Source organism: Natrinema thermotolerans (assembly GCF_031165565.1).
Lineage (GTDB): Archaea > Halobacteriota > Halobacteria > Halobacteriales > Natrialbaceae > Natrinema > Natrinema thermotolerans.
The window spans coordinates 1,280,448-1,300,291 of the sequence record NZ_CP101873.1 but is presented as its reverse complement, the minus strand read 5'-3'; the positions used below and the strand labels follow the sequence as shown (position 1 = coordinate 1,300,291).

The 19,844-nt window shown below is 66.7% G+C and carries 19 protein-coding genes; 8 read left to right on the top strand and 11 right to left on the bottom strand.

Annotated elements, in window-relative coordinates:
- The first annotated feature begins 374 nt into the window (after positions 1-374).
- The 4 genes from NP511_RS06630 to dpsA all read left to right on the top strand — a co-directional run bounded on the left by NP511_RS06630 (position 375) and on the right by dpsA (position 4,846).
- Positions 375-1,262: a VOC family protein gene (locus NP511_RS06630; RefSeq protein ID WP_049964901.1), complete on the top strand. Its 888-nt coding sequence runs from the start codon at positions 375-377 to the stop codon at positions 1,260-1,262.
- 736 nt (positions 1,263-1,998) lie between these two features.
- The gene (locus tag NP511_RS06625) at positions 1,999-2,463 is read left to right on the top strand and encodes a response regulator (RefSeq protein ID WP_049964899.1); all 465 of its coding nucleotides are present in this window, start codon (positions 1,999-2,001) and stop codon (positions 2,461-2,463) included.
- Positions 2,460-4,151, top strand: coding sequence for a bacterio-opsin activator domain-containing protein (locus NP511_RS06620; RefSeq protein ID WP_049964898.1), 1,692 nt, complete (start codon positions 2,460-2,462; stop codon positions 4,149-4,151). Before NP511_RS06625 ends, NP511_RS06620 begins: the two co-directional genes overlap by 4 nt.
- A gap of 149 nt (positions 4,152-4,300) precedes the next feature.
- The gene (dpsA, locus tag NP511_RS06615) at positions 4,301-4,846 is read left to right on the top strand and encodes a DNA starvation/stationary phase protection protein DpsA (RefSeq protein WP_049964897.1); all 546 of its coding nucleotides are present in this window, start codon (positions 4,301-4,303) and stop codon (positions 4,844-4,846) included.
- A gap of 81 nt (positions 4,847-4,927) precedes the next feature.
- Here dpsA and NP511_RS06610 read toward each other — a convergent pair whose 3' ends face one another.
- The 4 genes from NP511_RS06610 to arcS all read right to left on the bottom strand — a co-directional run bounded on the left by NP511_RS06610 (position 4,928) and on the right by arcS (position 8,485).
- The gene (locus NP511_RS06610; protein WP_049964896.1) at positions 4,928-5,314 is read right to left on the bottom strand and encodes a metal-dependent transcriptional regulator; all 387 of its coding nucleotides are present in this window, start codon (positions 5,312-5,314) and stop codon (positions 4,928-4,930) included.
- Positions 5,311-5,442 (bottom strand): hypothetical protein, encoded by a 132-nt coding sequence (locus NP511_RS06605; RefSeq protein ID WP_257720303.1) that lies wholly within the window; start codon positions 5,440-5,442, stop codon positions 5,311-5,313. Before NP511_RS06605 ends, NP511_RS06610 begins: the two co-directional genes overlap by 4 nt.
- Before the next feature lie 201 nt (positions 5,443-5,643).
- Positions 5,644-6,246: an HdeD family acid-resistance protein gene (locus NP511_RS06600; protein ID WP_049964953.1), complete on the bottom strand. Its 603-nt coding sequence runs from the start codon at positions 6,244-6,246 to the stop codon at positions 5,644-5,646.
- A gap of 487 nt (positions 6,247-6,733) precedes the next feature.
- Positions 6,734-8,485 carry an archaeosine synthase subunit alpha gene (gene arcS, locus NP511_RS06595; RefSeq protein WP_049964895.1) on the bottom strand — a complete coding sequence of 584 codons (1,752 nt, stop codon included), beginning with the start codon at positions 8,483-8,485 and terminating at the stop codon, positions 6,734-6,736.
- Between the two features lie 151 nt (positions 8,486-8,636).
- Between arcS and NP511_RS06590 the strand changes: the two genes are divergently transcribed.
- On the top strand, positions 8,637-10,625 hold the full coding sequence (locus tag NP511_RS06590) for a hypothetical protein (RefSeq protein ID WP_049964894.1): 1,989 nt from the start codon (positions 8,637-8,639) through the stop codon (positions 10,623-10,625).
- Positions 10,626-10,670: 45 nt separating this feature from the next.
- Here NP511_RS06590 and NP511_RS06585 read toward each other — a convergent pair whose 3' ends face one another.
- Positions 10,671-11,033, bottom strand: a complete 363-nt coding sequence (locus NP511_RS06585; protein ID WP_006181344.1) for a TRAM domain-containing protein — start codon at positions 11,031-11,033, stop codon at positions 10,671-10,673.
- A gap of 255 nt (positions 11,034-11,288) precedes the next feature.
- On the opposite strand from NP511_RS06585, the gene ddfA reads away from it, so the two are divergent.
- Positions 11,289-11,597 carry a DdfA family disk-determining factor gene (gene ddfA / locus NP511_RS06580; protein ID WP_006650203.1) on the top strand — a complete coding sequence of 103 codons (309 nt, stop codon included), beginning with the start codon at positions 11,289-11,291 and terminating at the stop codon, positions 11,595-11,597.
- A gap of 66 nt (positions 11,598-11,663) precedes the next feature.
- Here the strand turns inward: ddfA and tgtA are convergent, their stop codons facing one another.
- The 3 genes from tgtA to NP511_RS06565 all read right to left on the bottom strand — a co-directional run bounded on the left by tgtA (position 11,664) and on the right by NP511_RS06565 (position 13,698).
- The gene (tgtA, locus tag NP511_RS06575) at positions 11,664-13,142 is read right to left on the bottom strand and encodes a tRNA guanosine(15) transglycosylase TgtA (protein ID WP_049964893.1); all 1,479 of its coding nucleotides are present in this window, start codon (positions 13,140-13,142) and stop codon (positions 11,664-11,666) included.
- 72 nt (positions 13,143-13,214) lie between these two features.
- Positions 13,215-13,511 carry a type II toxin-antitoxin system RelE family toxin gene (locus tag NP511_RS06570; RefSeq protein WP_049964892.1) on the bottom strand — a complete coding sequence of 99 codons (297 nt, stop codon included), beginning with the start codon at positions 13,509-13,511 and terminating at the stop codon, positions 13,215-13,217.
- Positions 13,501-13,698, bottom strand: a complete 198-nt coding sequence (locus NP511_RS06565; protein ID WP_049964891.1) for a hypothetical protein — start codon at positions 13,696-13,698, stop codon at positions 13,501-13,503. The genes NP511_RS06570 and NP511_RS06565 overlap by 11 nt, the downstream gene beginning before the upstream one ends.
- 132 nt (positions 13,699-13,830) lie before the next feature.
- Between NP511_RS06565 and NP511_RS06560 the strand changes: the two genes are divergently transcribed.
- Positions 13,831-14,931, top strand: coding sequence for an archaeosine biosynthesis radical SAM protein RaSEA (locus NP511_RS06560; protein ID WP_049964890.1), 1,101 nt, complete (start codon positions 13,831-13,833; stop codon positions 14,929-14,931).
- Positions 14,932-14,983: 52 nt separating this feature from the next.
- Positions 14,984-15,148: a hypothetical protein gene (locus tag NP511_RS06555; RefSeq protein ID WP_006181340.1), complete on the top strand. Its 165-nt coding sequence runs from the start codon at positions 14,984-14,986 to the stop codon at positions 15,146-15,148.
- A 95-nt stretch (positions 15,149-15,243) separates the two neighbouring features.
- Here the strand turns inward: NP511_RS06555 and NP511_RS06550 are convergent, their stop codons facing one another.
- The 3 genes from NP511_RS06550 to purS form a co-directional block, all read right to left on the bottom strand.
- The gene (locus tag NP511_RS06550; protein ID WP_049964889.1) at positions 15,244-18,426 is read right to left on the bottom strand and encodes a PAS domain S-box protein; all 3,183 of its coding nucleotides are present in this window, start codon (positions 18,424-18,426) and stop codon (positions 15,244-15,246) included.
- A gap of 130 nt (positions 18,427-18,556) precedes the next feature.
- Complete coding sequence (purQ, locus tag NP511_RS06545; protein WP_006181338.1) at positions 18,557-19,234, bottom strand: phosphoribosylformylglycinamidine synthase I; 678 nt, start codon at positions 19,232-19,234, stop codon at positions 18,557-18,559.
- Between the two features lie 59 nt (positions 19,235-19,293).
- Positions 19,294-19,545 carry a phosphoribosylformylglycinamidine synthase subunit PurS gene (gene purS / locus NP511_RS06540; RefSeq protein WP_006181337.1) on the bottom strand — a complete coding sequence of 84 codons (252 nt, stop codon included), beginning with the start codon at positions 19,543-19,545 and terminating at the stop codon, positions 19,294-19,296.
- Between the last annotated feature and the right edge of the window lie 299 nt (positions 19,546-19,844).

The window sequence follows — 19,844 nt, the reverse complement described above, 5'->3', positions numbered from 1 at the left end:
TTCCCTTCGACTGCGGACGCCGTTTCCGGGGCCGTTTCGGCTCGTCGCTACTTGCGGACGGCGACGACGTCCCCGGCTGGCCGTCCGCTCAGTCCCTGAGTATCGAAGCCCGCGCGGACCGCGACCGGGCTGGGACGCGTCGCTATCGGCACGAGTCCGGTATGTTCGCCGGTCGGCTCGCTCGAGCGATCGCGGTCCGATCACGCTCGGTCGGTACTCTCCCCTGCTCCCCAGGTATAAATCACATATGGCGATACAGAAACGCGGTTCGGAGCCCGGTCCCGGGCGGTGGTGGAGTCAACGAGCCGATCGACGTCCGTCGTCGGCATTTGGCCGAAAGAGCCACTTAGGGGCCTCGAGCCCGTAGGAAACGTATGACTGCGTCTTCGGATCCATCCCCGACGCTTCCGGACGGCACCCGGCTCGGCCGGGCCGCACTGGTGGTCGCCGACCGCACTGCGACCGTCGACTTCTACCGCGACACCGTCGGCCTCCGTGTGGTAGAGCGGGCCGATCGAACGACGACCCTCGGAACCGAGGGGACGGCACTGCTGGTCGTCGGCGAGGACTCGACCGTCGCGTCGCGCGACGAGCGGGCGGCCGGTCTCTATCACACCGCCTTCCGGGTCCCCTCGCGGGCAGCGCTTGCCGCCGCCCTCGAGCGACTCCGGGATGGCTGGACGCTCGAGGGGGCCTCCGATCACGGCATCAGCGAGGCGCTGTACTGTACGGATCCCGCGGGCAACGGAGTCGAGATCTACCGCGACCGGCCCCGAGCGGCGTGGCCGCGGGCCGACGACGGCACCATCCGGGCCGACGGCGCGCCGCTCGACCTCGATGCCCTCGCGGCCGCCGGCGATGCCGGGCCGGCTCCCGCGGGGCCGCAACTGGTCCCCGACGGGACGACGATCGGCCACGTCCATCTCGAGGTGTCCTCGCTCGAGGCGGCGCGGTCGTTCTACGCCGACCGGCTGGGTTTCGACGTGACGATGACGGGCGTGCCCGGCGCGCTGTTTTTCGCTGCCGGGGACTATCACCACCACGTCGGGACGAACACGTGGAACCGCCGGTCGGAGCCGGCCGGCGGGCGGGGACTGGCGTGGTTCGAACTGCTCGTCCCCGGTGAGGGGGCCCTCGAGGCAGTCCGGGAGCGACTCCTCGAGGCCGACGTTTCGATCACTGATCGTGGGGACGGGTTCGAGGTCGTCGATCCTGACGGGGCCGCGGTTCGACTCCGACCGGGAACCGATAGTAGCCACTGACAGTCAATGCACACCCGATCGCACGACGGCTGTGCGATCGGTGTGTGACTCGTTTCAGTTGTTATTATAACTGGCTGGTGGGGCACTCGAGCGCCACCGTAAGCGACGGCCGATCCTCGCCGACCGTTCGGTCACTCCCATGATGGGTAATACGGACGGAGAGTCTCTCTCGAGAGGGTCCGGCGCTAGGTTTACCCTTCTCGCGGGTCTTTCGAACGGTAGTATGGCTGCTGTCGATCCCTCGTCGGACGCGCTCGCTGCTCGATTGCGGTATCGGGTGGCCGTCGCGACACTCGGCCAGCGGGCGCTCGAGTCGGCCGACCTCGAGGTGCGGACCGAGGAGACCGACGCCGGGATCGAGACCGGTCCCACGTCTTCGTGTCGATGGCGACCCCGACCAGCTTCGGAAGCTGTTCCAGAACCTGCCGGATTCCGCGATTACCTATTCGGGCGAACGAACCCCACGTATATCCGTATTCGCCGAGTACGATGGTCCGAGATGGAAGGTTTCAGTCCGCGATCGGGGATCGGAATCGATCCGAGGGAGACGGATCGTCTCTTCCGGGTGTTCGATCGGCTCCACGGCCGCGAGGAGTACGTCGGCACCGGCGGGGGCTCGCGCCCTGTCGGCGCATCGCCGAGCGCCACGATGGCGCGATCACCGTCGACTCGGAGACGGGCGGGGGAGCAGCGGTCTCCGTCGCGTTACCCACCACACCGAACCACGACTTGAGCGATGACTGAGACAGCACACACCCAGCCCGAGCCGGCCCGAATCCTGCTCGTCGAGGACAATCCCGGCGACGTTCGCCTGACCAAGGAGGCGTTCAAACAGGGTCGCATCGAGAACGACCTGTACGTCGTCTCCGACGGGACCGAGGCGTTGGAGTTCCTTTCCAAGCACGGCGAGTACGCCGATGCCCCCCGTCCGAACCTGATCCTGCTGGATCTCAACCTCCCCGGCAAGGACGGCGAGGACGTCCTCGAGGACCTCAAGGCCGATCCGAAACTGCAATCGATCCCGGTGATCGTGCTGACCAGTTCTCGGGCGGAAGAGGACATCGCCCGGTCCTACGAACTCCACGCGAACGCCTACCTCACGAAGCCGGTCGATCCGGACGAGTTCATCGAGACCGTTCGGGCCTTCGAGAAGTTCTGGTTCTCGGTCGTTCGGCTGCCACCGGAGGTCGATCCACAATGAGCGAGACCGACACCAGAGCGGGGGCGGGCGGAGAGGGCAACGCGACCGACGCCCTTCGGGTCCTCCTGATCGAGGACAACCCCGGCGACGCCAGGCTGATCCAGGAGATGCTCCGGGATACCGAGGAACTGGCCCAGCGGGTCAGCCCCGGCGATGCGGCCGGTGGGGCACCGGAAATCGTCCGCGAAACCCGCCTCGAGGACGGGCTCGCGACCGCCGAAACCGAACCGACCGACATCGTCCTGCTCGATCTGAACCTCCCCGACAGCGAGGGGCTCACGACCCTCGAGACGGTCCACGAGGAGACCGGCGAGACGCCGATCGTCGTACTGACGGGGGTTCGCGACCAGCAGGTCGGGGTCAAGGCGATCCAGCGGGGCGCACAGGACTTCCTCGTCAAGGACGAGGTGACCAGCGAACTGCTGGTGCGGACGATCCACCACGCGATCGAGCGTGCCCATCAGGAACGAAAGCGCCGCCAGCAACGCGAGCAACTCGAGGCGCTAAATCGCCTCAACCGGATCGGCCACGACATCAGTCACGCGGTGATCACGACCGAGACGCGCACGGAACTCGAACAGCAGGTCTGTGACCGGCTCGCCGCGGAGGACGCCTACCGGTTCGCGTGGATCGGCGGTGTCAACCCGGGCAGCGACCGCATCGTCCCGAAGGCAGCCGCCGGCGTCGAGGACGGTTACCTCGACGAGATCGACGTCTCCGTCACCGAGGACGACGAGACCGGACGGGGGCCGGCCGGAACGGCCGTCCGGACCGGCGAGGTGCAGGTCATGAACGACGCGCAGGCGGATCCGGGGTTCGGACCGTGGCGGGAGGCCGCACGCTCCCGCGGTTACCGGTCGTCGGCCGCGGTCCCGATCGTCCACGAAGATCTCGTCTACGGCGTGTTGAACGTCTACTCGTCGTCGCCGCGGGCGTTCATGGGGGCCGAGACCGAGGTCCTCGCCCGGACCGGCGACGTCATCGCCCACGCGATCACGGCGATCGAACGCAAGGACGCCCTCGTCAGCGACGCCGTCGTCGAACTCGAGTTCCGCGTCGAGGACATGGCGGAGGAACTGGTCGAACTCTCGGCGGCGGAGTCGTGTACGATCGAGTTCGAACAGCTAGTCGGCGGCGACGAGGCGCTGTTGGCCTACGGCACGGCACGCGGCGTCTCGCAGGAAGCGTTCGAAGACAGCATCGACGACACCGACGGGGTCGGCAACGTTCGGTTCCTCTCGGTCAGGCGCGACGAACTCGAGTTCGAACTCGTCGCTCCGGCGGCGGTGTCGCTGTTCGAGACGATCGCGACCCACGGCGGCCGCGTCGCGTCGGCAACGATCGCCGACGGCGAGTTCCGGTTCGTCATCGAACTGCCGCGGGGCCGGGACACGCGCCGGATGATCGAACTCATTCAGGACCAGCGCGCCGACGCGACCTACCTCGCCCAGCGGACGACCGAGCGGAGCGACCGCAGCGACGCCGGCCCGTCGTCGGTCCTCGAGGACGAACTGACCGACAAACAGCGGGCGGCCCTCGAGACGGCCTACTTCGCGGGCTACTTCGACTGGCCGCGGGGCAGTACGGGCGAGGAGATCGCCGAACGCCTCGGTATTGCGCCCGCGACCTTCAACCAGCATCTGCGGACGTCCGAGCGGAAGTTCTTCGAGTCGGTATTCGGCGAGTAGCACGACCGAATGCTATCTCGGTGCCAGCCGGTCTCTAGCAGTTCCGTTCTCGGCCCCTGAACCACCGTGTACCCGCCGCCCGATTTTTAGGCCACACGAAAAAATATAAGATAAGTTATATGAGTGTGGGTGCCCTATAGACTACTGTGATGAACACGCAGCAGACCGTCCAACAGGAAGCCGGTACCGTCGAGGAGAATTCGCTCAGGCTCGAGCCCGAGAAGGCCGAGCAGATCGTCGAGGCGCTCAACCGCGATCTGGCGGACGCGTACGTCCTCTATCACCAGCTCCACAAGCACCACTGGAACGTCGAGGGCGCGGAGTTCCTCGACATTCACGTGTTCCTGCAGGAGGTCTACGAGGACGTCGAGGACGCCGCCGACGAGATCGCCGAGCGACTGCAGGCGCTTGGCGGCGTTCCACACGCGAACATGACGACGCTGGCCGAGAAGGCGACCGTCGAACCCGAAGACGAGGACGTCTACGACATCCGGACGTCGCTTGCCAACGACCTCGAGATGATGGGCGACATCATCGAGAGTACGCGCCAGCACATCGAACTCGCCGAGAACCTCGGCGATCACGCGACCGCCGAGATGCTCCGCGAACAGCTCGTGACCATCGAGGAACACACTCACCATATCGAACACTACCTCGAGGACGACACGCTGGTCCTCGAGTCGGCGACGAACTGACGGCCGCTCGTGCGGGGCGATCCCCCGCCGCGGCTCGAACCGCTCTCTCGACCCGGCTCTTGTTATTTCTCGATCGCCGTCTCAGACCGGCACGTCGATCGCTTCGACGTCTTCGGCCTCGAGCAGCGTTTCGGCGACGCGTTCGGTCACGAGCGGACTGACGCTGCCCGCCAGTGTCATCGCCTCGCGGTCGGGCTCCGCGAGGTCGAGGACTTCTCGGAAGAACGTCGACAGGACGACGTAGCGCTCGTGGAGGTCGGCGGCCGCCTCGCGTCCCTGGTCGGTTAGCGTCGCTCCCTCGTACGGTTCGTAGCGCAGATAGCCCCGCCGCTCGAGGCGCTGGAGCGTCTCCGTCGTAACCGACGGCGACCGCTCGAGTTCGTCCGCGACGTAGCCCGGCGACACCGGCTCGCCCTCCTCCCGCGCGCCGAGATAGCACGCCAGCAGGTACTGGGACGCGTCCGTCATCCGCGGCGAGCGAGGCGATTGCGGCCGGATCGCTGGCGGGCCTCACGAGCGGCATCGAGCCGGGTCCTCGGTACCGACGCGACGGACGGCCGCGTCGGCTCGCGGTCCCCGTACGGATCGTCGTCCATGTGATTTAGGCTTACCTAAAACAATAAAGTAGTTGCGACTCACACGTTCCGGCGGTCGCTATAGCCGCCACTGAAACGGTTTCCACACTGATCGCAACGTCGTCGTGCGGCCAGGTATGCGACGACTTTCGCGACGATCGTCGTCGTCACGGCGGGCATCGGCGACCGCCGGAGCCGGGCCGTCCCGGGGTCCGACCGGGATTACGCCCCGCGCGGTCCGGTCGCGGACGGCGTCGCCTCCTCGAGCGGGCGTCGAGCGGTCGCGGCGACGGCCACCATCGCGAGCCCGGTCACGAGGAGGTTCGCGCCGACGAGCAGGCCGATCGCCCACGCCGCGGTCGCCGGGAAGCCGGCCCAGAGGAGGCCGGCGAGGACGAGCGCGGCGACGCCGCTGACGGCGATCGAGGTCCGGCCGCGGGAGGCGGGCAGCCGCGTCGCCGCCACGAGTTCCGCGATTCCCTCGACGGCCAGGTACGCCACGAGCGCGATCGTCAGGGTGACGAGCGCGACGGCGGGAGCCGCGAGTACCGCCGCTCCGGCGACGATCGAAACGACCGCCAGCGCCCCCTGCCAAGCCGCGCCGCGCCAGCCCCGCACCGCGAACGCGTGGCCCGCGTGGACGATCCCGCCCGCGATCAGGAGCAGTCCCAGCGCGAGCGTGACCGAGATCCCGGTCACGACCGGCGCGGCCATCGCAAGCAGTCCGAGTAGCCCGACGATTCCGCCCGCGATCGCGAGCCACCGCCAGTCGTTCTCGAGGTCGATGCCCTCGCCGTGTCCAGTGGGTGCTGTGATACTGTTCATCTCGTTCACCGCATTTTTCTACGTCGCGTCTGGAGATAAAACGAGTTCACGGTTTGACGGTCTGTCCCGGCTTCGGACCGGTCCGAACGGGTTTCGGGGCCGCTCGAGCCGCTGTCGGAATCGGTCCGGCGAAACAGACATTGTCGTTCGGGTGCCACCTCGAAGCGTGACCGACGACCGTGACGATCGCGAGTGTGACCTCTGTGGGGAATCGGTGCCCGCGGCCGTCTATCGCGAACATCTACTCAAGGAGTGTCCGGGCCGGTAGCGGCGTCACCGTCCGTCGTTTTCCCGGGGCGAGAGGGAGGGAAACGCCTATGGGAGTCGTCGGAATCAGGGAGACACAGTGATGGGGGCGTTCGACGCGAGTCTCTGGGAGTGTCCGGCGTGTGGTCGATCCGTCAACCGATTCGTAAACGGCCGTCAGTGCCCGTCCTGCCAGGTGGACGGCTCGGAGGGCCGTGACTGTGATTCCGACGCGACGTGATTACTTCTCTTCGACGTGGCGGATCTCGCAGGCGATCCCGCGCGTACTCTCGGCCATCTCACGGCCGAACATCTCGGCACGGCCGACGGCGAAGGCCTGGGGTCCCTCGACGATCACCTCGTCGCCGACGCGAATGTCGTCGTCGGCGTCGACGACTCCCGGCGCGAGGACGCTCCCGTGGGGGACGAAGCCGTCGATCTCGACGCGTTTGGTCGGTGCCGCGCTCTCGAGCCACCGCTTCGCTCCCTCGAGCGTAAAGGAGAGGGTGCCGTACTGGGGGACCATCGTCGCGAGCTGGGTGTCCTCGTCGTCGCGCACCTGAATTTTGGGGTAGCGGCTCGTCGTTTGGATGTCCGCGAAGAGGTCGTCGCCGGCCCCGTCGCCGAGCAGGTAGTCGGCGAGCGCGCGGACGGTGTTGTGTTCGCGCTCGCGCTTGGAGTACTTCAACTCGCCCGACAGCGCCTCCGAGAGGTTCGCGAGCGACTCGTCGTCGGTCGGGTGGTCGGCGACCGTATAGGTAATATCGAGGTCGAGCCGTTCCTCGACGCGTTCGACGATGTCGCGGTAACCCTCGTCGGGGACGTGGGCGACGATCTTTGGGTACTCGTTGCGCTCGAGGTACCGCTGTAGCACCTCGCTGACGAACTCCTTCTCGTCTTCTGTCCAGCGGCCGGTCACGACGGTGTCGTAGTGCTGGGCCGGGTAGGTCGTCTCGAGTTCCTGGGGTACGACGCCGATCGGCGAGGTCATCGAGACCAGGTGGCCGCGCCACTGGATGGCGTCGTGGAACTGGCGGTGGCTCTGTGACTCGCTGTAGGGCTTGGCGGCCGAACAGGGCACCAGCACCAGCGGGTTGTCGAACCGGTTGCGATAGCGCGTGGTCACCCGGTCGGCAAAGCGCTGGATCTCGACCCGGCGGAGGGTGTCGCCGGTCGCGGCGTCGATCCGTGCGTCCCGGAGGATCGGCGTCCGTTCCTCGAGGTAGCCCCACTGGTCGTCGAGTTCGCGCATGGCCGCGGTGAGCCACTGGTCGTGGCGGGCCTGCCCCTCGAGGTAGTCCCGCAGGCGCCCGTCGCGGATCCGCCGACGGACGATCGCCAGTTCGGATTCGAGGGCGTGTCGGTTGTGGTCGGCACAATCCTCGCGAGTGAACTCCTCGCGCGGCCCCTGACAGGCGGGACACGAGCAGGGGAGTTCCTCGAGGTCCTCGAGGAAGTAGGCCTCGTCGGTCGTCAGATAGCGTCCCTCGGTGCCTTTCACGACGGCCGCGGTCGCGTCGAACAGATCGACGCCGGCGTAGGCGAGCAAGGCGACGTTTCGGGGCGTCGCGACGCCGGAGAACAGCAGGGCGGTGTCGGCCGGGATCGCCTCGCGGACGTCGACGACCGCTTCGACCAGCGCCGCCCCGTGGCCCATCACCGACTGGACGTCCGACAGCGCGTAGGCGTCCGTTCCCTGCGACTCGACGTCCTCGCTCGAGACGACCGCGACGCTTGGGTAGTCGACGTCGGGGGCGTCGACGGCGAACGATGCCTGGACCTCCTCGGAGGTGCCGCCGGGGAACGCCCGGTGGGGCAACACGGTAAGCCGGGACTCGTCGCCGTCGGGGAGATCGCGGTCCGCGCTCCAGAGCGACCCCGCGTCCTCGAGGACGTCGTCGACGAGTGCTGGCGTCGTTCGGGGCGAGGAGAGGCGGAGTTCGCCCACGCGCGCGGCCCCATCGCGCTCGTGAACTTCGAAGTATTCGGTCATACCCAATATGGCCGCGGCGAGCGAAAGAGGGTGTCGATAGCGAGCGGTCGGTTCGACCCGTCGTCGGCCACGGCGAGGACCGTCCCGGTCGTCGATTGGTAGAAACGTGTGAAAATCAACCTTTATGATCACTCGGTCGGATGTCACTCGTATGGAATCGAAATCGAACCTCCGCTCTACGGACGGGTTCAGGGCGTTCCTGATCCTGCTCGTAGTCGCGGCAGTCGGACTCGCGACCATCGGCCTACCGGTCGTCTACGGCGGGTCGACGACGACTGCTGTTGCAGCGGAACCGACCGTGGAATCGTATCAGACCGCCTCCCAAGCCGGCTCCGAACTCGGCGCGGCCGACGAGGTCTATCTCGGCGAGAACGGCAGCGCCGTCCTCGCATACGAGGACGACATGGAGGACCTCGACGAGTTCGAGGTCGGCATGGACGTCAGCGAAGGGCTGGCCTACATGCTGGTCGAGGGCGACTACGAGGAGACCGACGAGTTCGAGAGCGGCTCCGTCTCGGCAGTCCTCGATCAGGACGGCTTCACCGGGAACGGCTCGTTCGTCATGGAACAGCCCGAGGACCTCGAACGCCTCGACCTCGACGTCTCCGGTGAGGTCACCGACGAGACCAACGCGTTCGAGGCGAGTGCGACCGGCGCGTTCGCCGGCGAGGACTCGACCCCGACGACGGTCGAGTCCAACGGCCAGCTCACGATGAGCGCCGACCGCTTCGAGACGAGCGGCTCCGCGACCGTCACGACCGAGAGTTCGATGGGCGCGACGAGCGACGGCCAGACCCTCGACGTCTTCCTCGAGGAGACCTCGAACGGCTACACTCTCGATGTGACCGATGAACGGGCCGTCTCCAGCTACGCCGCGTCCGACTGGGAGACGCGAGAGCAGGCCAAGCAGACGCTCACCGAGCAGTACGCCAGCTTCGCCATGCAGCTCGGCGGGGACGCCGACGTCACGATCGAGAACTACAACTTCGACGAGGGAACCAACCGGCTCGAACTCGAGTTCACGATCGAGTACACCGGCATCGACAGCGGGATCGAACAGATGCTCCCGGTCATGCTGATGAACGACGACACCGCCGGGCTGAGCCAGGAAGAGGCCCAGGCGGTTGCGACCGGCGTCACCGACCTCGAGATCGAAACCGTCGACGTGCGGGTCGAAGACCGCGGTGACTCGATGAACGCCGAGTGGGACGTCAAGCTCTCGAACTACGACGAACTCACGATGGCGATGCTCGATGCGGCCGAATCGGCCGCCTCGGAGGAAGACCTCGAGCAGATGAACATCGAGGACGCCCGGACGGCCATCGAGGCACAGCAGGCCACGAACCTCGAGACGAACATGGAGTGGGACGCATCGCTCGAGCAGACCACCGGAGAGGAGCTGCAGTTCGACGTTCAGGCCTCCAGTGACACCGCGAACTGGGCCGACTACGTCGACGAACTCGAGTCCCGAGGTATCGACTCCATGAACGACGTCAAATTCGAACTGTCGGCCGACACCGACGGGGACCAGCTCTCGCTCGAGGGCATGTTCGAACTCGAGGGTCAGGAGCTATCCCAGCAGGCGATCGACGCCATGGCCCAGTCGGCCCAGACCGGTCCGACCGGCACGACGTCGCCCGAGGCAACCCAGTTCATGCAGGCGCTGTCCGACGCCAACCTGCAGGTCGCTCGCGTCGACGCCGACATGAGCGACGGGACGGTGCGCCTCGAGGGCGGTGCGAAGTTCGAGGACATGAGCGAACTGACCGACACCGTCACGGGGACGATGGCCGTCAGCGGCGTCTCCAGCACGGCGTCCGGTGACACCGCGTCGATGTACGTCCACGTCGAGGACATGGGCGACGTCGACACCGCATCGGCCACGAAGGCCGATATCGATCACCTCGAGGTCGTCGGCGACGAGACGACCGTCCACGAGGCCGGCGAGTGGGACAAGGAGTTCCCCGCGGTCCCCACCGACACGATGAGCGAGTATCTCAGCACCGAAAGCGCCGAGACGAGTAACGAGACCGACGACGGCGACGACGAAGACGACAGCATCCCCGGCTTCGGTCCGGGGATCGCGCTCGCGTCGGTCGCGGGACTGCTGACGGCACTGCTGCTCCGCCAGCGGAACTGAGACGATCGCTTTTTTTCGGCCGTTCGACCGGTAGCGACGCGGCGCTCAGGCGCGTTCGAGATACGTCGCCGTCGCGGAGGTGTGGCCGCGGTTGAACGAGAGGATCTTGATGCGGATCGCGTCGGTCGGCTCGCAGTCGGCGGGGACGTCCTCGACGAAGACGACGAACCCTTCGACCTTGCCGACGGCCCGTCGCTCACCGGAGTGGTGATCGGTGAACTCCCGAATTGCGACGGTCTCGACGTCGCCGATATCGACCGGTGGGTCGCGATCCTGTGCCTCCTCGTGGCGCTTTCGGGAGCGCTGCGCGGCCGCCGACCGCCCGCGGCCACGAATCCGTCTGAACAGCCACGTTCCGATCACGAACGCAACGAGCAGCCCGCCGCCGAGTACGGCTGGTCCGAACATACCGGGAACGGGAAGCGCCGAGGGTTTCGGTGTTCCGATCCGGATAGCCCACCGCTGCGGTCGGTCGGAAACGTTCCGTCGGTGCGGACGAGTGACCGGTCGCCGCGACGCGCGAGGGCAGCCAGCCGTTCCGAACAGTGTGGGAACCGAATTGCGACACAGCGAACGTGAGACGGTTGGTTTCGACGTACAAATAGCGCTCTATCCGAGGCAATCGCCGTCATCGTTTTATACGCAACGCCGCTTGAGTACGTCGTGACAAACTCCTCCACCGGCACCGGCGGCGACGCAGTCCACGAGACGGTCAGTAGCGCGGTCGTCAACGTGATCGCGACCCACCGGAACGTCGATCCGGTCGATCTCCCACCCCTCTACGAGTGGATCGATCCGGACGCGATCGACGCCCTCTTCGAGCCGACGCGGACCGGCGGCCCTCGGCACGGTCGCCTCGAGTTCGACTACGACGGGCAGCGGGTCGCGGTCGACTGTACCGACGACGTCGAAATCTCGATCGACGGTGCATCGGCCGCCCCGTCGGTCTCGGTTCGCCAGTCCAACGCGTAACCTCGCTCCCGCCGGAACCCGGCCGCGATGGCCGATTCCTCGTTTTCCTACTCGAGTCGCCCCGGCTCACGCCTCGTCAGCGAGATCGACGAGGGCCACCCCGTCGGGGAGTCGCTCGAGGACGTCGGCGGGCCAGTCCCGATGGGCCAGCGTGACGCTGGTCTCCGGGCTCGTTTCGACGAGGCGAGCGACGCCGTCGGCGGCGGCCTCGAGGGCGGCCCGATCGGTCCGCTCGGGGGTCTCGGCGGTGAGCGGATACGTCTTCGAGAGCGCCCGCGGGAAGGGACCGAACGGGGGTTGGACCCGCCAGACGTCGTCGTACCCCGCGTCGGGCGCGGATCGGTCGACGGTGAGCAACAGCGAGTCCGGCACCGAGAGCCGCTCGAGTCGTCGGTGATGCCGGACGACTTCCGGGCGGCGTGCGCTCTCGTGGGAGGTGTAGAAGAACGACCCCTTCGAGACGGGATCGGATCGCTCGAGCTGGGCGGCGTGATCGAGCAGCGTGCGGTAGCCGTCGAGCATCGCCGGATGTGAGCGGGCGCGTTGCTCGACGAGTTCGAGCAGGTTTCCGGCGCGGATCGCCTGCTTGATCCGGCGGATCTCCGCGAAGGTGACGTGGAGGTTGTGGGCGGCCAGTTCGGATTCGCGCTCGGCGTCGGGCAACGCGCGCAGTTCGGCCGGCGAGTGGTCGGTACAGACGGCACACGAACAGGGGAGGTAGTCCAGATCCGCGAGATGTCTGGTGCCACGCACCGTCAGGTAGCGGTCGTCGCGGGCGTACAGCGCGTAGGCCGCCGAGTCGAACAGGTCACAGCCCGCGGCGACGGCCAGCGCGAACATCATGGGATGGCCGGCCCCGAAGAGGTGGACCGGCGCGTCGGCTCCCAGTCCCCGCTTGGCGGCGGCGACGACCTCGATCATGTCGTCGTACCGGTAGTCGTTCATCAGCGGGACGACCGCGCCGACCGGAAAGACGTCGAGGTCGGTTCCCGCAGCGTGGCGGCCGGCCCGCTCGCGCAGACCGGGGTACGTCGAGCCTTGGACCGGCGCGCTGACGAGCATCTCGCCCGTATCAACGTCCTCGGCGATCTCGAGGCGTTCCTGTGTCGTCTCGAGGTCGCTCGCGGCCCGGTCGTGGGAGACGTCCGGCGGGGTCGGGATGTCGACCGGCGTGGCGATGTCGGAGCCGATCTCGCGCTGGAAGTCGAGGATCTCCTCGGTGGTGACGTCGATTTCGCCGTACTCCGAGAGCTGGAACGAACCGGAGTCGGTCATGATCGCGCCCGGAAAGTCGAGCAAGTCGTGGAGCCCCTCCTCGAGGGCCCGCTCGTGGAGCGTGTCGTCGCCGTGGATAATGTAGGAGTTCGTGATGAGGATCTCGGCGCCGAACTCGTCGGCGAGCCGACGGGGGCTGATCGTGTCTAAGTTCGGGTTGATGACCGGTAACAGGGCCGGGGTCTCGACGGTCGTCCCGGCGCGGGGAACCGTCAGCTCCCCGATACGGCCGCCGGCGTCGGTGTCCCGGATCTCGAAGGACTCGCGCATTGGCTTCAGATTGGCCCGTCGGACGTAAGTCGTGACGGTTTTCGAGCGACGGATCGACGGGTCCTCTCTCGATCAGTCGAACCCATAGCGTTTGTGCGCGTCATCGATATCCAGCAACTCGACGACGCGAACTTCTCGCTCGTCCTCGAGGACGTCGTAGAACGCCGTGTGAGTCCGGCCGATATGCAGTCGATAGAGTTCTTCGCCGTCGACGATAAGCTTCTCCTTATCACCGCTCCCGGAATCGGGTCGCGGATACGGGTCGGACTCGAGTTTCCGCAGGTTTTCCCTGACGATCCGCGTACTCTTTTCATCGAGAGTGGCGACGTACTCGCGTGGCTGGTCCGCGAGCAGAACCCTATAACTCATCGAGTGCCGTCAACGCCTCGCTATCGGTATCCCGGACCTCCCGCGTCCGTTCGGCGAGTTCCCGCCGCTTGTGTTCCCGAATCAACTCCGCGAGGAGATCGTCGTACGTTTCGCCGGCCCCCTTGAGTTCGTTCAGCTCCTCCCATCGCTCTTCTGTCACCGGAATCCGCTTGCTTGCGTTAGACATGGGTTCGGCTACGTATGATATTTACAGTCCTTACAACGTAACTCCTTCGCTGGCTACCGATGTTTCGACGGGATGGCGTTCGGAACGGCATAGACGAAGGCGCTTTACGCTCCGGGCCGCTTGCGTCTCCTAATGAGCAAACCGAGCCCCGAGGTCTACGAGCAGGGCAAGGGCATGGACGCCCACAATCAGGCGATGCGGGAGATCCGCTCGCGCAAGGAGGCAAGCTACGATCCCCACGAGCCGACCCGCGTCTGGCTCGACGAGGACAACACGCCAGACGGCGTCAAGACGAGCCTGACGATCATTCTCAACACCGGCGGCTGCCGGTGGGCCCGCGCCGGTGGCTGTACGATGTGTGGCTACGTCGCCGAAAGCGTCGACGGTGGGTCGGTCTCCCACGACGCTCTGATGGACCAGATCGACGTCTGTCTGGCCCACGAGGCGGACAATGCTGACGAGCAGGCCGACCTCATCAAGATCTACACCTCCGGCTCGTTCCTCGACGAGCGCGAGGTCGGCGCGGAGAGTCGCCGGGCGATCGCCGACACCTTCGCGGACCGCGACCGGATCGTCGTCGAGTCGCTGCCCGACTTCGTCGACCGCGAGAAGATCGGCGACTTCACCCAGCACGGACTCGATACGGACGTCGCGATCGGCCTCGAGACGGCGACCGACCGCGTCCGTCACGACTGCGTGAACAAGTACTTCGACTTCGCGGACTTCGAGGACGCCTGCGCCGAGGCCGCCGCTGCTGACGCTGAGGCGGACGGCGACGTCGAGGCCGGCATCAAGGCCTACCTGCTGATGAAGCCGCCTTTCCTCACCGAGTCCGAAGCCGCCGAGGACATGATCTCCTCCGTCGAGCGCTGTGCCGACGTCGAGGGCTGTCACACCGTCTCGATGAACCCCTGTAACGTCCAGCGCTACACGATGGTCGACGATCTCTATTTCGAGGACGGCTACCGGCCGCCGTGGCTCTGGTCGGTGGCCCACGTCCTCGAGGAGACGGCCGATGCCGACGCGATCGTCGTCTCGGACCCGGTCGGCCACGGCTCCGATCGCGGCCCACACAACTGCACCGAGTGCGACGACCGCGTCCAGAAGGCGATCAAGGACTTCGATCTCCGGCAGGACCCCTCGGTCTTCGAGCAGGTCTCCTGCGAGTGCAAACTGACCTGGGAGACGGTCATCGAGCGCGAGCGGAGCTTCAACCAGCCGCTAACCCGATAACGGCGGCAGTCGCAGGACGAACCGTTTTGGCACTGGCGCGGGTCGGGCGGATATGGCGCTTCCCGTCCCATCCCGATACGTCAACGAACTCGAGCCGACCGTCCTGATCCTCATCGGTATTCTCCTCGTCGTCTTCCCCGAGCCTGCCACCTCCGCGTTCGGCGCGGGACTGCTGTTGCTGGGGCTTGGCTGGTGGTTCTACGAGTGGGGTCGGTAGCGCGGCCGCCGCCTCATACGGTTCACTGTCGGTTACCACCGGTGTACCTGCGACGGTCCTGCGGAGACACCAGTATACAGTGACAACAACCCGTCTCAGTCGCCGGTAGCCGGCTCGTCCGACGCCGAGCGGATCGGTTCCGCGTCCGCGCGCGGGACCTCGAGCGTGACGACGGTCCCGCGGGGGTCGTTGTCGGCGAAGGAGAGTTGCCCGCCGGTCTGGGTGACGACCCAGTTGACGAGCCAGAGGCCGAGTCCGCTGCCGTGGCGCAGTTGGGTGATCTCCCGTTCGCCCTCGAGCAGTTCGCGCTCCTCGTCGGGGATGCCGGGGCCGTCGTCGGCGATCGAGAGCGTCAGCAGTTCGTCGTCCGGGCAGTCCCGAAGGGTCACGTCGACGGCCGGCCGGTCCCGATCGCTGTGTTCGACGGCGTTCTCGAGGACCTGATAGATCGCCGTCTCGAGGTATTCGTCGGCGCGTGCCTGGACACCGTCCGGCAGCGTTCGGGTGACCTCGACCGCCGGCGCAGCGTCCTCGAGGCGGTCGATCGCGCGGTCGATCGACGCCGAGATGTCGAGCGGGCCGGTCGGTGCCTGATCGCAGTCGAGGACGCGCTCGACGGCGCGGGTCTTCTCCGCGAGCCCGACGAGTTCGTTCGTCCGGTTCCGAATGGTTTCGACGTACTCGTCCTCGCCGACGGCATCGGCGAGCATCTCGGCACAGCCCTCGATGATGTTCATCCCGTTTCGCAGGTCGTGTCGCAGCACGCGGTTGAGGATCTCGAGGCGTTTCTGGCGCTGTTTCCGCTCGGTGATGTCGGTGTACAGGCCGAAGGCGCGGTCCGACGAGCCGTCCATCTCGATCGGGACGACCCGGAGCCGGAAATCGCGAAGGCCGTTCACGGTCCGGCGTTTGACCTCGGCCTCGCCGACCTTGCCCCTGCTGCCGCGTCGGTTGAGCGTCTCGGCCTCGTCCGTCCTGTCGGTCGGCACGACGAACTCGTCGAGCGACTCGCCGACGAGGGTCGACTCCTCGTAGCCGAAGAGCCGCTCGAACGCCGGGTTGACGGCCTCGACGATCGGCCCGTCCGAGAGGTTACTGACGCTGACGACGCCGTCGGGGACGTTCTCGAACAGGGCGGCGAACCGGTCGCGCTCGGTTCGTAGCCGCTCTTCGAACGCGATCCGGTCGAGCGCGTCGGCGACGTGAGAGAGCAACAACTCCGTCAGTTCCTCGTCGGTCGGGGAAAACGCCGACGGCTCCCGGGAGACGGCCTGGAACACGGCTCGATCGCCGATCGGAGCCGTCAGGACCGACCGGCAGCCCTCGATCCGTGGCGTTCGAGCGCCCGTCACGTCGTCCAGTCGGAACAACTGGCCGGTGCGATAGGTTCGGCTGGCGAGACAGCCGTCGATCGGGGTCCTGTCTTCGGGGTCGGCCGTGAGAGCCGACGACGCGGCTTCCGTGACGAGTTCGTCCCCGCTGACCATGTCGATGACACAGCCGTCGAAGTCAAGGACATCCTCCGCGGCTTCGATGGCCACGTCGTAGATCTCCGCGCGGCTCTCACAGCCGTCGAGCCGGGAGGCGACGCCGTGGAGCCCCTGAATCTTCGCCTTTCGATCGACCAGCTGTCGCTCCATGCGCTTGCGGTCACTGATGTCGCGGGCGATGCCGACCGTTCCCTCGAGTTCCCCGTCGGTCGTCAACAGCGCCATGTTGACCTCGGCGGGCGTTTCCGTCCCGTCCGTATTCGTCAGCGTGATCTCGTAGGTCGCGACGCGTCGGTCGTCGTCGGCCAGCAACTCCTCGACGTAGCGTTGCCCGCGCGCGACGCTTTCGTCGGTGAGTATCGTCGAGACGTGTTCGCCGAGGAGGTCGTCGCGATCGTAGCCCGTCGTCGTCGCCATCGTATCGTTGACGGTCACGAACCGGCCCTCGTGGTCGAGTTGATAGACGCAGTCGCCGACCGTCTCGACGACCGTCTTCGTTCGCTCGAGTTCGCGTTCCCGAGCGGCCCGATCGAGCGCCGCCTCGGCCGTCGTCGCAAGGACGTTGAGGAGATTACGTTCGGCCTCGTCGAGTTCGCTCGTCGCGGGGGATGCCACCGAGAGTATTCCATGATCGCCGAGCGGCTGGAGGACCGCGTTCCCCATGCCGATCGTGACATCGTAGGGGACCCGGTCGGTTGATGGCTCCTCGACGACGGTCGATTCCCCCTCGGTGTAGGCGTTCCAGAGGCTCGTATACTCGCCGCCGACCGACGAAATATCGCCGGTACGACGGTCGAGTTCGGACGTGATGCCGGCGAGTTCGAGGCGGTCGGTTTCCTCGTCGTAGTACCTGATCGAGCCCAGCGGCCGGTCGATCACGTCCTCGGTCGCCGCCATGACGATGTCGGCGATCTCGTCGGTCGATTCCGCCCGGAGCAGCTCACGGGTCGTCTCCTGCAGCGCCTCGAGCGCGGTCGCGCGCTTGACGTCCGCGGTGATGTCCTGCCCGAACGAGAGGACGCTGACGATCTCGCCGTCCTCGACGATCGGCGTGTTGAACCACTCACAGGTTATCGTCGTCCCGTCCTTGCACCGGTTGCGGTTGACCTGTCGCGAGGGCAACCCGTCTGGGTCGCCGTCGACGAGTCGCTCCCAGTACTCCCGGACCGCTTCGCGGTCCCCCTCGGGAACGAGGAAGTCGGGCGCGACCTGGCCCATCGCCTCGTTGGCGGTGTAGCCGAACAGTTCCGTCGCCGCCGGATTCCAGTTTCGGACCCCGAACTCGAGGTTCCACTCGATGATCGCGAGCGGCGACTGTTCGACGAGCAGTTCGAGTCGGCTCGAGGGATCGGCCGTCGATGACGGAACGGCCTCGAACGGACGCTTGTGTTCGGTGTCCGACGGGTCCCGGTTTCCGTTCTCTCGGTCCGCAAGCAGTTTCCGAAGCCGCTCGAGGAGCGGTTCCGTTCCCTGTGATCGGGGGACGTAGCCGTCTGCCCCCGCCGCGACGACATCGCCTGCGAGCCGTTCGCTGCCGTCATCGGGGAAGACGACGATCGGCACGTCGGCCCGCCGGTCGCGGAGTCGCCGACAACACGCGACCGGGTTCACGGCCGAACCCGAGCCGGCGATCACGATGCAGTCGGCCGTCCCGAGTCGGTCGAGACACTCGGCGACCGACCGAGTCGACGCGACCGAGACGCCGCGCTCCTCGAGGGCGCGTTCGGCGTCGCCGGTGTCGGTACCGATGACGACGGCTCGCGTGTCCGGACCGATGATCCTATCCATGCCTCGATAGTCCGGTCGTGTTCAACGAACCAGTCCCCTATTACTGTTTCACTCAGTTCACGAACTGCGTCGTAGTTCTTATCGTTTCGGAAGGAGAGTAAAATGGACCGAGCGGCAGTGAAACTGTGAATTACTGTTCGAACCCGCACAACACACCCTGCCCGTCGGTCGGGCCGATGTCGGGGAGGGTCGCGCGCTCGGGGTGGGGCATCAACACCGCGACGGTGTCGCGTTCGCCGAGGACGCCCGCGACGGCGTGTTTCGAGCCGTTGGGGTTGGCCTCGGGGCTCGTCTCGCCGTCCGCATCGCAGTACCGGAAGAGGACCCGCCCCTCGTCCTCGAGGTCGGCCAGTCGGTCGTCGGCGATCTCGTAGCGGCCCTCGCCGTGGGCGATCGGCACCTCGATGACCTCGCCTTCCTCGTAGGCGGCGGTCCAGGGGGTGTCCGCTCGCTCGACACGCAGATGGACGTGTTCACACTGGAAGCGCGCGCTCTCGTTGGTGGTAAAGGCACCCTCCGTAAGTCCGGCTTCGCAGCCGACCTGCGCGCCGTTACAGACCCCGAGGACGGGGACGCCGTCCGCGGCGGCCTCGCGGACCTCGGCCATGATCGGCGACCGGGCCGCCATCGCGCCGGCCCGCAGGTAGTCGCCGTAGGAGAACCCGCCGGGGAGGACGATCCCCGTCGTGTCCGCGGGAAGTCCGTCCTCGTGCCAGACGATCTCGGCGTCGATGCCGAGGTACTCGAGGGCGCGCTCGGCGTCGCGGTCGCAGTTCGAGCCGCCGAAGCGGACGATCGAAACCGTCACAGTCGCCACCCCGCGGTGTTGCGATCGACGGTTTCGATCGGTGTGAGAGAAACCGTCATCTACCGTTCGGCGACCTCCACGTCGTAGTCGTGGATGGTCGGGTTCGCCAGCAGCCGTTCGGCCATCTCGTCTGCGCGCTCGCGCGCAGCCTCGGCGCTTTCGGCCTCGAGGTCGACCTCGAAGCGGTCGGCCGAGCGCAACTCCTCGAGTTCGAAGCCCAGCCGCTCCAAGGCCTGTGCGGTCGTCTCGGCCTCCGGATCTAAGACGCCACGTTTGAGTCGAACCGTCACCGTCGCGGTGTAGGCGGTCATCACCTGATACCCCGCAACCGTGCTCAAAAACGCTTTCGCCTTGGCTCCGTAATACATGTTCGTGGATATCGATACGAGTCGGGGGATCGCCCCGTGTCCCGCCACCCCAGTCGCCGGTGGCGTGGACGGTCACCGCATCGGCGTCCGACTGGAACGGCACCTGTCCGGCGGTCCGATCCGTCACCCGTGGGGCAAACAGCGTCTCGTGTCCGGCGAATCCGCTCGAGGGAGCCGTCTCGCTGCTGGCACGGCAGGAACGCCACTGCCATCGGAAGGGCATGGTTCGCCCCGACGGACCG